The 14,623-nt window shown below is 39.1% G+C and carries 10 protein-coding genes, 1 tRNA gene and 2 pseudogenes; 11 read left to right on the top strand and 2 right to left on the bottom strand.

Annotated elements, in window-relative coordinates:
* The 7 genes and pseudogenes from G3KMM_RS02825 to G3KMM_RS02145 form a co-directional block, all read left to right on the top strand.
* Positions 1 to 843: pseudogene (locus G3KMM_RS02825) on the top strand (glutamate ligase domain-containing protein); the annotation flags it as partial.
* Positions 844 to 859: 16 nt separating this feature from the next.
* Complete coding sequence (locus G3KMM_RS02170; protein ID WP_129604958.1) at positions 860 to 2,482, top strand: MurL-like N-terminal domain-containing; 1,623 nt, start codon at positions 860 to 862, stop codon at positions 2,480 to 2,482.
* A gap of 108 nt (positions 2,483 to 2,590) precedes the next feature.
* The gene (locus G3KMM_RS02165) at positions 2,591 to 2,809 is read left to right on the top strand and encodes a hypothetical protein (RefSeq protein ID WP_129604952.1); all 219 of its coding nucleotides are present in this window, start codon (positions 2,591 to 2,593) and stop codon (positions 2,807 to 2,809) included.
* 19 nt (positions 2,810 to 2,828) lie between these two features.
* A complete protein-coding gene (locus G3KMM_RS02160) occupies positions 2,829 to 3,491 on the top strand; it encodes a histidine phosphatase family protein (RefSeq protein WP_129604949.1) in 663 nt (220 codons plus the stop codon).
* A gap of 64 nt (positions 3,492 to 3,555) precedes the next feature.
* Positions 3,556 to 3,630, top strand: a tRNA-Gln gene (locus tag G3KMM_RS02155).
* An 872-nt stretch (positions 3,631 to 4,502) separates the two neighbouring features.
* On the top strand, positions 4,503 to 4,691 hold the full coding sequence (locus tag G3KMM_RS02875; RefSeq protein ID WP_195157079.1) for a hypothetical protein: 189 nt from the start codon (positions 4,503 to 4,505) through the stop codon (positions 4,689 to 4,691).
* A 190-nt stretch (positions 4,692 to 4,881) separates the two neighbouring features.
* Complete coding sequence (locus tag G3KMM_RS02145; protein ID WP_129604947.1) at positions 4,882 to 7,002, top strand: SagB family peptide dehydrogenase; 2,121 nt, start codon at positions 4,882 to 4,884, stop codon at positions 7,000 to 7,002.
* A 42-nt stretch (positions 7,003 to 7,044) separates the two neighbouring features.
* On the opposite strand, the gene G3KMM_RS02140 is transcribed toward G3KMM_RS02145, so the two are convergent.
* Positions 7,045 to 7,695 carry a DUF2268 domain-containing putative Zn-dependent protease gene (locus G3KMM_RS02140; protein ID WP_164998483.1) on the bottom strand — a complete coding sequence of 217 codons (651 nt, stop codon included), beginning with the start codon at positions 7,693 to 7,695 and terminating at the stop codon, positions 7,045 to 7,047.
* Positions 7,696 to 7,903: 208 nt separating this feature from the next.
* On the opposite strand from G3KMM_RS02140, the gene G3KMM_RS02135 reads away from it, so the two are divergent.
* Positions 7,904 to 8,659 (top strand): endonuclease/exonuclease/phosphatase family protein, encoded by a 756-nt coding sequence (locus G3KMM_RS02135; protein WP_129604943.1) that lies wholly within the window; start codon positions 7,904 to 7,906, stop codon positions 8,657 to 8,659.
* A gap of 5 nt (positions 8,660 to 8,664) precedes the next feature.
* On the opposite strand, the gene G3KMM_RS02130 is transcribed toward G3KMM_RS02135, so the two are convergent.
* Positions 8,665 to 9,813 (bottom strand): cation diffusion facilitator family transporter, encoded by a 1,149-nt coding sequence (locus tag G3KMM_RS02130; RefSeq protein ID WP_129604939.1) that lies wholly within the window; start codon positions 9,811 to 9,813, stop codon positions 8,665 to 8,667.
* A gap of 109 nt (positions 9,814 to 9,922) precedes the next feature.
* Between G3KMM_RS02130 and prfB the strand changes: the two genes are divergently transcribed.
* The 3 genes and pseudogenes from prfB to ftsE form a co-directional block, all read left to right on the top strand.
* Positions 9,923 to 11,005 (top strand): peptide chain release factor 2, encoded by a 1,083-nt coding sequence (prfB, locus tag G3KMM_RS02125; RefSeq protein WP_129604937.1) that lies wholly within the window; start codon positions 9,923 to 9,925, stop codon positions 11,003 to 11,005.
* Positions 11,006 to 11,184: 179 nt separating this feature from the next.
* Entirely contained in the window at positions 11,185 to 13,602 is a 2,418-nt protein-coding gene (locus G3KMM_RS02870) for an ankyrin repeat domain-containing protein (protein ID WP_195157078.1), read from the top strand.
* Between the two features lie 94 nt (positions 13,603 to 13,696).
* Positions 13,697 to 14,374, top strand: a pseudogene (ftsE, locus tag G3KMM_RS02115) (cell division ATP-binding protein FtsE); the annotation flags it as partial.
* Positions 14,375 to 14,623: the final 249 nt, after the last annotated feature.

Here is a 14,623-nt window from a genome sequence, read left to right as displayed (position 1 = left end):
CGACACCATGGTTTTGATGATTATCTAGCTGCTAAATCAAATATCGTAAGACATCAGACAGCCTCAGATTATTGTATTTATTATAAGAACAATGATGATAGTGTAAAAATTGGCCAGAAAAGTGCTGGTCAAAAAAACACCTATCCCATCGTTAAGTATCAAGCAGAACTTAAGAACCTCCTTGATTATTTAAAAATTCCAGGTGAGCACAACCGCGAGAACGCCGAGGCGGCCATCTTGGCAGTACTCAGTATTTTGAACCTATCTCTAGACGAACTTTTTAGCAATAGCAATCAAGCAATCTATCAAAAAATAGCCCATGGCCTCGCTACTTTTGTAGGATTACCTCACCGTATTCAATTTATCCGCGAATTAAATCGCGTGCGCTACTATGATGATAACTACTCTTCAGCTTTTCCTGCTGCTGACGTCGCCATCAAAGCTTTTGAAGATTACCCCACTATTCTTATTGCCGGCGGCAAAGATCGACATCTCGATTTAACAGCTATGAAAGAACGCTTCTTTAGTGCCAAAAATCTTAAGAAAATCATTTTAATCGGCGAAACACGTTTCATGCTAGCAGAAGGAGAAGATCCTGATAAATTTATTCTAGCCGATTCGCTCGAGGATGCCGTAGAATACGCCAAAAACTACGCCGAAAAATACGCCGCTGACCTCGAATCGAATTACGACCTCTGTATTCCATCCACTAGAGAAGCCCTCAACAACCAAACCGCAAAACCAGTCATCGTTCTAATGAGTCCTGGAGCTGCCAGTTTTGATATGTTTAAGGATTTTAGTGATCGCGGAAATCAATTTCAACAAATCGTAAACGCTTTTTAATGCTAAAATAATAATAATGATTGCATCAAATTTTTCATCTATTCTTGGTTCTTTAAATAAAAAACCAACCCAGCCAGCCCCCACCGTCGCTCCGTCAAAAGACGCCGTCTTTCGTTTTTTAAGTTATTATTTTGATCGTTCAACCTACACCGCGACTTTTGTCTACCAAGGAATCGACAATATCATCTTTACTGAAAAGGTCTTTTTTGCACCTAAGCCCGGTACCAATACTAGCTCCTTCAACCTACTTGACGACCCCAGCCTTACCGAGCTGCTAGACCAGGCTATGTTCCTTGCCTTTATCCTGATTGGTACCAGCTATTATAAAGCTCACCCCACCCAGAATATTCGCCTCGACCGGCCTCTAGATGATTTTCAAGCGCGCTTCTTTTCTACCGTTTTTCAGGAAGGTCTATCTCAATATGCCTTCGAAAATCGTCTAACTCGTACTCAATTAGCCACTTTTAAGTCTGCTCTCAGGTTTCAAAATAAACCAGCTGTTGAATATCGTGGCCAAGGAGTTCTCGCTCTCCAATCTGGCGGAAAGGACAGTCTCCTGGTTGCCGAACTACTTAATGAACATAATATTAACTTTGTCCCATGGTATATCAGTAGTAGTCCAGACCGTTCACACCCAAATGTTATCGATCATCTAAGTGACGGTTTTAATCACCAAAAAGCCAGTGTAATTTATCGCCAAATCGATCATCTCCATCTACAACAAACTGGCGGATTTAATGGACATATTCCCGTTACTTTTATCGTAGAATCTCTGGCTCTTATTCAAGCTATCTTAAATAATCAGAACGTCATCCTCACAAGCATCGGCCGTGAGGGGGAAGAACCTCACGCAATGATTGGAGACTTACCAGTCAACCATCAATGGTCAAAGACCTGGCAGGCTGAACAACTGATGACCGAATACATCAAACGCTACCTCTCCCCAGACCTTCATCTAGGCTCACCTATCCGCCATCTCAGCGAATTACGTATTGCCGACCTCTTTGTTCAAAAATGTTGGCAAAAATATGGCTACAGTTTTAGTTCTTGCAATGAGGCAAATTATAAACAAAATAAGCAAAATAACACACTCAAATGGTGTGGCCACTGCGCCAAATGTGCCAACTCATATTTACTTTTCTGCCCATTTATTCCACCCCAGTTCCTCCAATCACTTTTTGGCGATCAGGACCTTTTCTTAGATCAAAATCTTACTCAAATCTTTAAAGGCCTTCTTGGTGTCGGCGGAGAAATGAAACCTTTTGAATGTGTTGGCAGTGTTGAAGAACTACGTTCTGCCTACCATCATCGCATGATTACTCCGCCGATTCCAGTCCCACAAAATCCAAGTCAGAAGGATGGCCAAGTTACATATTGGCAACCAGTTTACGCCAATCTTCCATTCATGGTCCCCGAGAGTAATTTTAATTATCTCGCAGAATCGGCCAACCAAGAATATTTCCGCAATTTCTACACTACCTACCAATCAGAGAACACTTCCGAACAAACAATGGCCCACAACGAACAACTTGCAAAGAGTCACCAAAAGGCAGACCAGATCCTGGCCATGATCGAACGACGTAAACAACTCGAACAGCTAAGACGTACTGGTCGCCAAAGACAGCGCGACCTTGAATAGCTAACAGTAAACATTGTCCTCTCTTCATTTTTTACCTAGATTCTTGCACCATTTACTTTTTTACCTGAAAGCGTTAGAATAGAAAAAAGCATTAACAGAATAAAAACCATGCCAAAGACAACTACAACAAAAAAATCAATCAATACCAAAACTAACCACAAGGTAGCCAAAAAAACTGCCACCAATACCAAGAAAGTTACCGCTAAATCACCTAAAGATTCTGGTAAACAAGATGCTTATTTCTGGGGTGGTCTCGGCATTATCCTTTGCGCAACCGGCGCACTTCTCACCCTTCTTTGGGGTGTTGGTACAATGTTAAATAAATAAAAAATAAAGTGGTGGGCAAATGAAATTTTACACAGTACGACATGGACAAACTGACTGGAATAATCTTGGATTAAATCAAGGCTGGTCCGACACGCCATTAAATACTTTAGGACAATTTCAAGCCCTAAGAGCTCGTGATCAACTAAAGGATGTGCGCTTCAATATAGCTTACGCCTCACCATTGCAGCGTGCAGCTAAAACTTGTCAGATCATCCTCGGACGTGTCGTTCCCGATAAAGCTATCTTTGACGAATTAAGTCTTGAAGATGCGATCGAGCTCAACCATTTTTATCGTCAACATAATGATCTAAATAAAGATTGCTACATTCGTTATGCAGAGGATCTCATTGAACGCGGACTTGGCGTCTTTGAAGGTAAAGAAGGCTCCAGAATTCATGAAATTAGCTGGAAAGATGGCTTTAATGCCGACCGTTTCAAAATGGAGTCTGTACCACACATGTTCCATCGGATTGATCGTGTATTAAAGCAAATTCAGGCTGACACGTTGGCAAACTATGGCAATGATGCAAAAGTACTGATAGCTTCTCACGCTGGCATCCTTAAAATAGTCGACTATATCCTTCGCGGTGGCACAGAGCAAGGATTATTCTATTCCGCGCTCTACGACAGTGCCATTAATCTACATCTTAAAAACTGTGAATTTAAAGTCTACGAACGCTAATATCCTATATCTAGTTTAAGCTTTTCAAAATTTAATACTTTGTGGTAAAATAGTTGCAGTACATTGGACCTTCGCCAAGTGGTAAGGCAACGGGTTTTGGTCCCGTCATTCGCAGGTTCGAATCCTGCAGGTCCAGCCATAAAGAACCATTTGATATGAAAAACCAGCGTATCAAATGGTTTTTTTATGGTAAAGATGATGTTTTTACCGCCTAATTCTATGTTCGAAAGTAGCAATTTGAGAATTCCCCGTTTTTTCATCAATATCTACTCTAATGTATAATATTTTTACGTTTTTCAAAAAGTATCAACAGATAACCAATGGTAACGTAAAAACATTAATCTATACCATCTAAGTACAATCCTTGCCCATGTAGCATTTTCAGCCTTTACTTATAGTGTTGATTAATTTCATTATATTATTCTGAGACATTTTCTACTTAAAGTATTCGGGTGAATCTTGATATTAAATCGAATGTGGAGATATTCCATCCCACATATTATCAATGAAAGACTTTTCCAAAGAATTTAGATAGCCTACAAGAATTTTCCAATAATATATTTCGTTGTTTTCTTCATTTTTTCATCCAGCGATATATAGCAAACCTATTTTTGTCAAAATTCTCTAGTAGTTTGTGTAATACATCTTTTTCTAAAATTACTTCTTGTGTTGCTTGTTGCTTTTTCTACGTCTTTACCCATATAATACACTATTAAGTAGTCCTTCTTATTTATGGTTAGTTCCTAGAAATAGATTAAGAGATACCTTATTTTAATGCAAGATTGTGGTGCAAAGGTTGTAAGTTAACATGATATTTTTGCATTTATTTAATTAATGTAATATAATAACAATGACTAGAGAAAAAGTCGTTCTTTTATACGATTTTACTGTTTCGATGGTAACGATTCGATAATCATAAACTATCATATATGTGTGGGCTTCTTCAGAAGCTGTGATAAGATTGTCTATCGTTTATCATATACATCTTTTCATGAAAGGAGGTATACAGATATGAAGAGACTTCTCAATATCACTCGTACACCTTATAGAGCTACACATCTAAATGCAGCATCTAACTGCGGCGGAGCCAGTTGTGGTTCTGGCTGCGGTGGCGGCTGTGGAGGCAGCGGCGGTTCTTGCGGCGGTGGTTCCGGTTGTAACAGCGGCGGCGGTGGTGGCTGCGGTGGTGGCGGAAAGTAATTCCCACTAACAATCACCAAACAGTAAATCAACCTGCAATAGCCTGGTCTCACATATGCCAAGTTTACGCTAAGGCCCGGGATTCGTCTCGGGCCACTTTTTGTGTTTTTATAACAAATATGTTATAAAAATAGAGTAGGATTTATATCTGGAACCTTAAAATATAGTTTTTAGAAAGGATGTGACTATTATGAAGAAAGATTTTGCCCCTATTTTAGTTGTTCCAGCAGTACCTCATGAAGGTGGAATTAGATTCCTTTACCGCAAGGACCAAATTGACATCGGTCCAGAAATGGCCGAGGAATTATGGAAGATCCTCAAGTTTTGCAACGGATACAATACCACAGAGTTAATCGCTGAGCTTTCTTCTGTGTCACTTGATGAAGTTTCCGAAGTCTTATCGGAACTTGTGGAGCTTGAACTAGTTGTTGATTCTAGGGAACAATATCTTCATTTCCATAGAATTCGCAACTATCCCACAGGTTTCAATTGTAATCTTTCACAAGATGAAGTAGCAGAATATTCAGCTAGTCCGAGAAGGTCAGCTAAAAGCGGTGAAGTTCACTCATTCGAAAAAGATGAGAATACCTTTTTCACCAGTATTTTGAAAAAAAGGCGTTCTTACCGCAATTTTTCAGATAAAAAACTCACGCTTAAGCAGGTTGGTAATCTTTGTCATTTTGCATACTTTATTAAGGATCATGTCGTACCGAGTGGTGGAGCACTTTATCCTTTGAGGATATATGTGCTGGCCGAAAAAGACCAAGATGGTTTTAAAGCCGGCTACTACGAGTATGATGCAGAAAACGACACGCTCATTCTGTTTAACTCCGAAGTAGATGAGATCCAACTCAAATACTGTTTTAATCAGGAAGAGATGCCGTTTAGATCGTCTGTCCAAATTGTAATTGCAGCAGACCTCAAGAGACAACCGTTCAAATATGCAAATCGTGGCTATACACTGACACAAATCGAAGTTGGTCATGTCGCACAGAATATTAGTCTCTATTGTGCAGAACAAGGTCTGGGTTCCTGTGAAATGGGTGGGGTTCAGGATGAGCCACTCAAGAGAGAACTCGAACTCGAAGATGATATTTGGCCAATTATTTCAATACCGATTGGCTATCCGTTAGATACGGAAGCTGAACCGTTCAACAAGATTCGCTATGTCGAAGAAAATGTTGGCGAAAGCAAGCCTGTAGAAAAAATATGGATCAAAGTATTTGGAGATGATGGTTCTTTCTTTGGAGCCACAACAACCTATCATGATGAATGTGGTAACGAGCAGTATGCCGGCGCAACAAGTCCTTCGTATGCCGATGCTGTCTTTAAGGCAACAGTCGAAGGTTATGAACGCTTTTTGTCTAGCCAAGTTCGTTCTGACTACTTTGGAGAGGCCAGTAATCTTAAGAGTTGGCTTCATCCGTACGATTATTTTCCACTCACAAAAGAGCAAGCAGAAAAGTGCGGAGTAAGCTATTTTACCAAAGATTTATTGATCAGCTGGACTCTTGGTCGTAAGTTCGATGGGACGGAAGTCTATATACCGTCAGACATCATATATTACGGACAGAAGACTAGTAAGAACCGAATCTATTTCGGGCATTCATCTGGCATTGCAGCCTACGACAACTACAAGGAAGCCGAGGAGCGCGCTTTGGTCGAACTGATCGAACGTGATGCATTAATGAGAAATTGGTATTCCCATGAATCCCCAAACATTATCGCCGAAAATATTCTACCTATTCACGTCAGAAAACGTATTTCACATTGGCAGAAACAAAATCGCAAAATAACGATTCTTGAAATGCCTTCCGAATACGGCTGGGTGTTTGAGGCGATTGTTGTTTCTAATAAATATCCATTCTTCGTGAGCGGAGCGGCGGCAACAATCAAAAAAGTGAATATTCCGGATACCATCAATAAGGCTTTACAAGAGGCGGAATACAATCTCTTACTCTGTATTAACTACCCAGATAATTCCGAAATTAATCCAAAGTTAGTTTCTACCCCTACCGATCATGGTAAAGTTTATCACACGGGAAAATATGTAGGTATGCTATCGTGGCTTTGGAGTGGGCGCAAAACTGAATATTTCGCAGAAAATGCAGAATGGGGTATTGAAGCCCTGAAGAAACACCTTGATGTTACAACTGTAGATTTATCCAATCCTACATATAAGTTGTCTGTTGTAAGGGTACTTAGCCCAAAACTACTGCAGATTAACTTCGGTTTTTATTCCGCTCATTACGATAGACTCGATTTAGTAGTAAATGAAAAGAGCCTCGCGATGCCACATTATTTCGCATAAAACTATACAACAAAAAAGTCCGAGAGTAATCCCGGGCTTTTTCTATAATGCGGCCTCAATATCTGCGTATTTATCGGCAAATGCTTCTTCAATTGTTTTGCCAGATTTCTCTAGATATTTCTTTACAATTAAATATCCAAGTGAATAACCACTCCATCTTGGTAATTTGTCATTCCCATTAAAGAAGATTGTTTGGTAATCATATCCCTCGTTTTTAAATTGACCCTTAAGTTCTTCGTAGACCTTTTCATTTTCTTCATTGGAACGTTCTACTACGGTTTTTAGGAAAAGTTGTTTTTCAGCTTTATCTTTTACGAATTCAGATTCAAAATATGTAGCAATACCTTCGCTAATCATTCCATCAAACAAGGTATTCATCCACTCATCGTTTTTACCCCATCTAGCGGCATGACAAAGTTCATGGACCAAAGTTTCTGCTAAGATATTTTCTGTGATCTTATCTTCATTGATGCTGATGAGGATAAAATCACTAGCATAGGATCGGCCACCAACTCCGTCTTCAGGAATGACAAACTCATATACACGATTAGTAATAACAATATCAATATCCCAATCTATTTTAAGCTTAGGAAAAGTATATTCCTCTGCCTTCTTAATGGCATTTAAAATGAGAGTCCTCTTGTTTGAAAGATTACCATTTGCCTCAGTAATAAATAGATTGATTTTATTCATAACCATATTATATCATTTTGACGCTTATTGGACAAATTCTACTACATAATCAATGTCGATATTGGGACTAAATTCAAAACCTCCAATAGCTTCCACATACATATTTTGATTCCAAGCGATACCCCTTATCCTCAGCCACTAAAAACCTCTTTTGAGGTCTTTTTTATATATTTTTCTTATGGTCGCGTTTAAGTGTTACAATTAGCTTATGCATAGCATTAAGATTCTACAACTCAACGTGTGGGGCGGACGCATTAAAGATGGCCTTACTAATTTTATAAAAGAAGGGAACTACGACCTCATTTGTTTACAAGAAGCCGTCTGGGACCGTAATCACACCAAAACCCTAGAGTATTTTATGGATACCGTTGATAAAATCAAAGAGGAAGCCAACTTCAAATACGACACTCGTAGTAGTCAATTTGGTATTTCAATTTTAAATAACATTATTCACTACGAAAGTGGCAATGCTATTCTTAGTAAAATTCCTTTTAAGCACTCTGAAGAAAAAATTCTGCATGGTGAGTACCGCTTTGCTACAAACCTAGATCAATACGAGCAGGCTGTAAAACATAATCTTTATACCGCACAAAAAGTTATTCTAGAAAATGGTCTCACAGTAATTAATTATCATGGTTACTGGCTAAAAGACCCACTTGGAGACGAAACTTCAGTCTTATGCATGCGCTCCGTCGCTGACATGATTAGCTCAGACAAAAACCCCGTTATTCTTTGTGGTGATCTTAACGTTATTCCTGAAGCAAGAGCAATGCGTGAGCTCGATTTTCTTCGCGACCTCACAGCTGTTCATAATATTCCCACCACGCTGCGCAATATTCGCTTCACCAAAGACGTTCCTTGTGACCATATTTTAATTAGTGATAATATAAACTTTCAAGATTTTGAAGTCATCGATGCACCTGTCTCCGACCACTGTGCATTAACAGTTAAGATTAATTTCTAAATCTATTATTCCTCAGTAAAATCCGCATCCATCACCGCCTGCAATTGATAATCAGGGAATACTTTTTGAATCTCAGCCACAGCTTTTTTAAATGAAGCCAGTCTATTCTCTGCATCAAAGCTCACCACAAGATCAAAACGCATCTGCTTCTCCGCCTCAAGCAAATAAAAACCATGCACCTGTCGGATATATTCCTGCTTTAGTGCAACTTCCTTTAGTTTTTTCTGCATCTTGATTACATGTTCGTCTTTTGTGTTTACGGAATAAACGCCGATCGCCGTCAAAAGCACTCTATGCTCTTTTACTACTTTCACTGAAATCTCGCGCAATAACTGGTCAAGCTCCACCACGCTCAAAGTATCAGGCACCTCAATATGTAAAGACCCATTCCAACGATTTGGACCATAGTTATTTAAAATTAAATCGTAAACCCCCAGCACATTCTTAAAACCCATTACGGTTTTCTTGATAGCCTTCGCCACTTCAAGGTCATTTTGTTCACCCAATAGCTGCGATATTGTCCCCTTTAGCATTTCAATACCTGATTTGATAATGATTACAGCAATCACTGCACCAAGATATGCTTCAAGCGCCAAATTAAATACCATAAATATCACGGCCGCTACAAGAGTCGAGAAGGAGATTACGGCATCGAGGGTAGCATCGGCTCCAGAATTAACTAAAGAATCTGATTTTACTTTTTCTCCTACCTTCTTCACATATGCACCTAAGGCAATTTTTACCACTACGGCTACCGCAATAATTATCAATGAGGTCGGATTATAGTCCGGAGTCTCCGGTTTAATAATCTGTTTAACCGACTCGATTAATGACGTTGTACCAGCATACAGAATAATTACCGCGATCATCATTGCGCTTAAGTATTCAATTCTCCCATGGCCAAAAGGATGCTTCTTATCTGGCGCCTTTCCGGCCAATTTTGTACCAACAATCGTAATTATTGAACTTCCGGCATCAGAGATATTATTCACCGCATCGAGAACAATAGCAATCGAATTAGAAAGTAGTCCAATGCCAGCCTTGAACGCCGCCAAAAAAACGTTTGTAATAATTCCAATCACACTGGTTTTAATAACGATTTTTTCTCTTTCGTTATTTTTATTTAACTCTCTTAGTTCACTTAAATTCGACATTTTATCCTTGTAACTTCAAAATCAATAATAATCTTCCTATTTTACCATATCAAAAAAGTCAAAAACTATAGGGTTATCCAGAGACTCTTTTCTTTGCTATAATTACAACATGAATGATCTCGAAAAACGTCTCGCCGCTCTGCAAATCGACCTTGATAATACCTGGCAAAAACTCCAGATTAACCAAAAAATTGAAAATCTTAAAAATCTTGAAATTCAAATCTCTGAACCAGAAATTTGGCAAAATCCTGAACATGCCAAAAAAGTAAACACTAATTTTAGTCGGCTCAAGGCAGAAGTTGAGCCCTGGCAGGTCCTCAAAATTCAGGCTTCCGACCTTTATGACATTATTGCTCTCAAGGAGATAGACTTGCTAGATGAGATCAACGACCAACTCTTTTCTATGGAACAGACATTGCTTGAACTAAAAAAGGCGCTTCGTTTTACTAATCCTTTAGACGAAAAAAATGCCATTCTCCGCATTACTGCCGGCGTCGGTGGAACCGAAGCAATGGACTGGGCGTCCATGCTCGAGCGTATGTATCTACGTTATTTCGAAAAAAACCACTTTAATGTTGAACTTATTGAACGCACTGCTGGGGAAGAAGCAGGCATCAAAACTGCCGTTTATGAAATTTACGGGAATCACCCTTATGGTAATCTAAAGTCCGAACATGGCGTACATCGCCTAGTTAGGCTCTCGCCATTCAACGCCGATAATCTTCGCCAGACCTCTTTTTCTCTAGTCGAAATTTTACCCATCCTAGAAAGTGACGATGATTATAAAATAGACGAAAAAGATCTTCGTATTGACACCTACCATGCTGGCGGCCACGGAGGTCAATCTGTCAATACCACTAACTCAGCCATCCGCATTACCCATCTCCCCACCAACACCGTTGTAGCCATTCAAAACGAAAGATCTCAGCTGCAGAATCGTGAAAAAGCCATGGAAATCCTGCGTGGCAAATTAATCATGATGCAACAAGAACAACAAGCTGAATCAATTAATCAACTGCGCGCTGGCGAGTCGGCTAAGTGGGGGCAACAAATTCGAAACTATGTACTTCAACCCTATAAATTAGTAAAAGATACTCGCACCAAATATGAAGAAACCGATGCTGATGCTGTGCTTAATGGTAGAATTGAGGGCTTTCTCAACGCCTATCTTGAGTCACAAATTGGTAGCTAATTACTAAATAAGTAATCTTCAACTATTCGCACCTCTAATACTGTTAGCTAAACAAACGTATAAAATTTCTCGCATATAATCTCACAATTTATAAAAATAGAGCAACGCTCTATTTTTTATTTCATGCTACAATAACCATATACGCTATATAAATAATTCATGTTATAAAGAGGGATTTCATGCCAAGTCTATCACCGAATCAACTTAATCCTGAAGAAAGAATTGATCAAGAGAACGATACAAATACAACTGAACAAAAGACTCAGCATCTATCTCGCCTTCAAAACGAAATCGGCTCCAAAGTCCTCTCTCTGGTTAACTTCGAATCTAAGTATAAAAACATTGTCGAATCCTCATTCAATAAAGCCCGCAATAACAAAGAAAAACTCCCAGGTAAAAATAATGAACGCAGAAACTTCGCCTATCTCTCCCGTCTAGATCGCATGATCGAAAAACATGGAGATGCTCTAGAACAAAAGCTCTGGAAAGCCTCTGCCGAAAATCTCGTCATGGACTATGAAGACATTCCAGAAGCTTATTGGAAACAACAGGAACAAATCCTAAGAGACAACGGCCAAGGTAGGGAATTAAGTGAATATGAAAAAGAAATCCTCGCTGAAGATCTCATCGATAAACAACGTCAGTCTATCACTTCCTGGGCTAACTATCTAGGAGATAAAAACTGCCCCTATCCTACTTGGTTCAAAGTCTATGCTTTCGATGGTATCTCCAAGATGAGCAATGCTCTCAATCTTGATGATGCAGACTATAATAGACGCGATAATACCACTGCATTGAGTTTCCCAAAACTAAACGCTGAAATCCTCGCCAAAGTCTATCGCCAAATTAATGACTTCTATGGTGTAGATAAAGAGAATTGGCTAGCACAACATTCAGATGACGAGAAGTTGGTTTCTCTCGTAAAATCCGCCAACTTCCCCAAACTCTACGCTAAAGAATTAGTAGATACCAAGGTTATTCTCAAAACCCCAGAACGTACCGAAGATGTCCATGGTGATTGGTTTGAATATAAGCTAGGAGACGAAGAAGAAATTGCCAGTCTCGCTGAAGGCACCCGCTGGTGTGTCGTGGATCCTAATGTTGCCCATAATTATCTAGTATACGGACAGTATAGTAACCCTGAAGAAGATGACGACTATGATCAAGACTACGAAGATGATGAAGACTGGGAAGATGACGATTACGAAGATGATGACTACGATGATGACGATCAAGCAGAAACCTATGAACACGATGATGTCGAGGTAGAAAACCCTGAAGCCAAATTCATTATCTTTAGATTAGAAGACCCCAACTCTCCCGGTGTTTTTGCCTCGAACGGTTCCGCCTCCATTCGTCTCGATCCAGATGGTATTGTTGATGAAGTCTCAGGATTAAACGATGGGCAAGCTGTTGAAGATGCTCTTGTTCCAATCGTTAAAGAAAAAGCATTGTCTCTACCAGGTGGTGAAAAGTATCTACAAAAGTTTGATGATAAGCAAACCCTCATTAAGCTAGATAATAAAATGGAAGCAGGCGAAGATCTAACCAAAGAAGAACTCAGTTTCCTCTATGAGCTAGATCGCCCAATTGCTACTCTAGACACCTATAATAGAGAAGATCCTAGAATCCCAGAATTAAAAGAAAAGTATGGCATAGAATACGCCGTAGAAAAAGGAGTAGACGCTAATAAATTGGTCTCAAGTTTAGGGTCTAAAGATATTACTAAAAACTTAGAACCCCTTCTTAGGAATAGTGCAGATGTTGATAATATTGTAAAAAATATGGATTCAAAAGATATTAACACAAATCTAGATGCTTTTCTTAAATATCATGCAGATATTGATCTTGTTGTAGGTAGAATGGAACCTCGCGATATTGTATATAAGCTAGACTTCCTCTTCGACCACGGTGCAAATATTGATGTCAACGAATTAGTTTCAAAACTAGGATCATATGACATCTTACAAAATCTAGACACCCTTCTTAAGAATGGTGCAGATATTGACGTTGATCAAATGCGTTATAGATTTTCATACTATGCCCACTTTAATCTAGACGATCTCCTCCGACGCGGTGCAGATATTAATAAAGTTGTAAATTATATGAATTCAAATTATATCGCAGCAGACCTAGAATATCTCTATAAAAATGGTGCAGACATCAATAATATTGTAAAAAATATGGATCCAAATGATATTGTATGGAAACTAGACTATCTTAATAAAAATGGCGCAAATATTGATGTCAACGAATTAGTTTCAAAACTAGACTCCACTTATGTCTTCAGACGTATGGATTTTCTCTTAAGTCATGGCGCAGATATTGATATTATTGTAAAAAATATGGATCCAAAAAATATCGCACGAAATCTAGATTATCTCAATAAAAATGGTGCAAACATCGATATTAATCAATTAGTCTCAAACTTAAGGCAAGAAGATATCACTAAAAACAAAAACCTAAACATTCTCCTCCAACACGGTGCAGATGTTAATCTTATAACAGAAAAATTAAGTAAGAAAGACATTGAGGATAATATTGATCTCCTCCGAGAATACGGCGCAAAACTCGATACATACCAAGAAAACAATTAATACTTAAATTCAAAATATTTTAGCTAACAAAACTACTCGTACCTCTATCAAAAACCCACTTTAGTTCATATCACGTTTATGCTAAAATATATACATGATATTGTTCGACCACGTCACCAAACATTATCACGGCGATAGCCGAGCTGCGCTTGACAACATCTCAATGCACATTGCTGCTAATGAGTTCGTTTTTCTTGTCGGTAAATCTGGTGCTGGTAAGTCAACTCTTCTAAAAATGATCACCAAAGAGGAAACTCCTGACTCTGGCAAAATCGTCATCGGTGGTATTGATCTTGATTACGTAAAAAAGAAGCATATCCCAAACTATCGTCGTCGTATTGGTGTAGTTTTTCAAGATTATAAACTTCTTCCAACTCGTACAGTTTATGAAAATGTTGCTTTTGCCCTAGAAATAGCCGGCATGAGTAATCACGAAATCGAAAGCACTGTGCCAAAAGTCCTTGATCTGGTCGGACTCTCTGAAAAGGCCTACCGCTTTCCAGATAATCTTTCTGGTGGTGAAAGGCAGCGTGTCTCTATCGCTCGCTCCGTCGCCAGACAACCAAAGATTCTTATTGCCGACGAACCAACGGGTAATTTGGATGTTTTAACTTCTAAAGAAATTATTGATTTATTACAAAAAATTAATGACTATGGCACCACGGTTTTAGTCACTACCCACGACGCCAGCATCGTCAATCTCCTGAAAAAACGTGTGATTACCATGAAAGACGGCAAAATTGTCTCTGATCAAAAAGAACATGGCATTTATCGCCTTGATGCCAATAATGACGGTATTTCCCGCCTGCCTCACCCTGGCTACATGCGCGCCACTTCCTTCCTTTCCCCCGAAGAGAATCATCAGTGTCAGAGCAGTCATCTCTCAACCGACAAAACTTCTTCAATCACTATCCATACAAGTAAAACTCTAGAAATTAATGAAAACAAAACACCAAAACGTCGTCATCTAATTCAATAGGAGTATCATGACTAATAAATCCAAGAATACAACCATCGATCG

The sequence above is a fragment of the Candidatus Nanosyncoccus nanoralicus genome, from assembly GCF_004138405.1.
Taxonomy (GTDB): Bacteria; Patescibacteriota; Saccharimonadia; order Saccharimonadales; family Saccharimonadaceae; genus Nanosyncoccus; species Nanosyncoccus nanoralicus.
The sequence above is the reverse complement of the archived record's forward strand: the minus strand, read 5'-3'. Positions and strand labels throughout refer to the sequence as shown.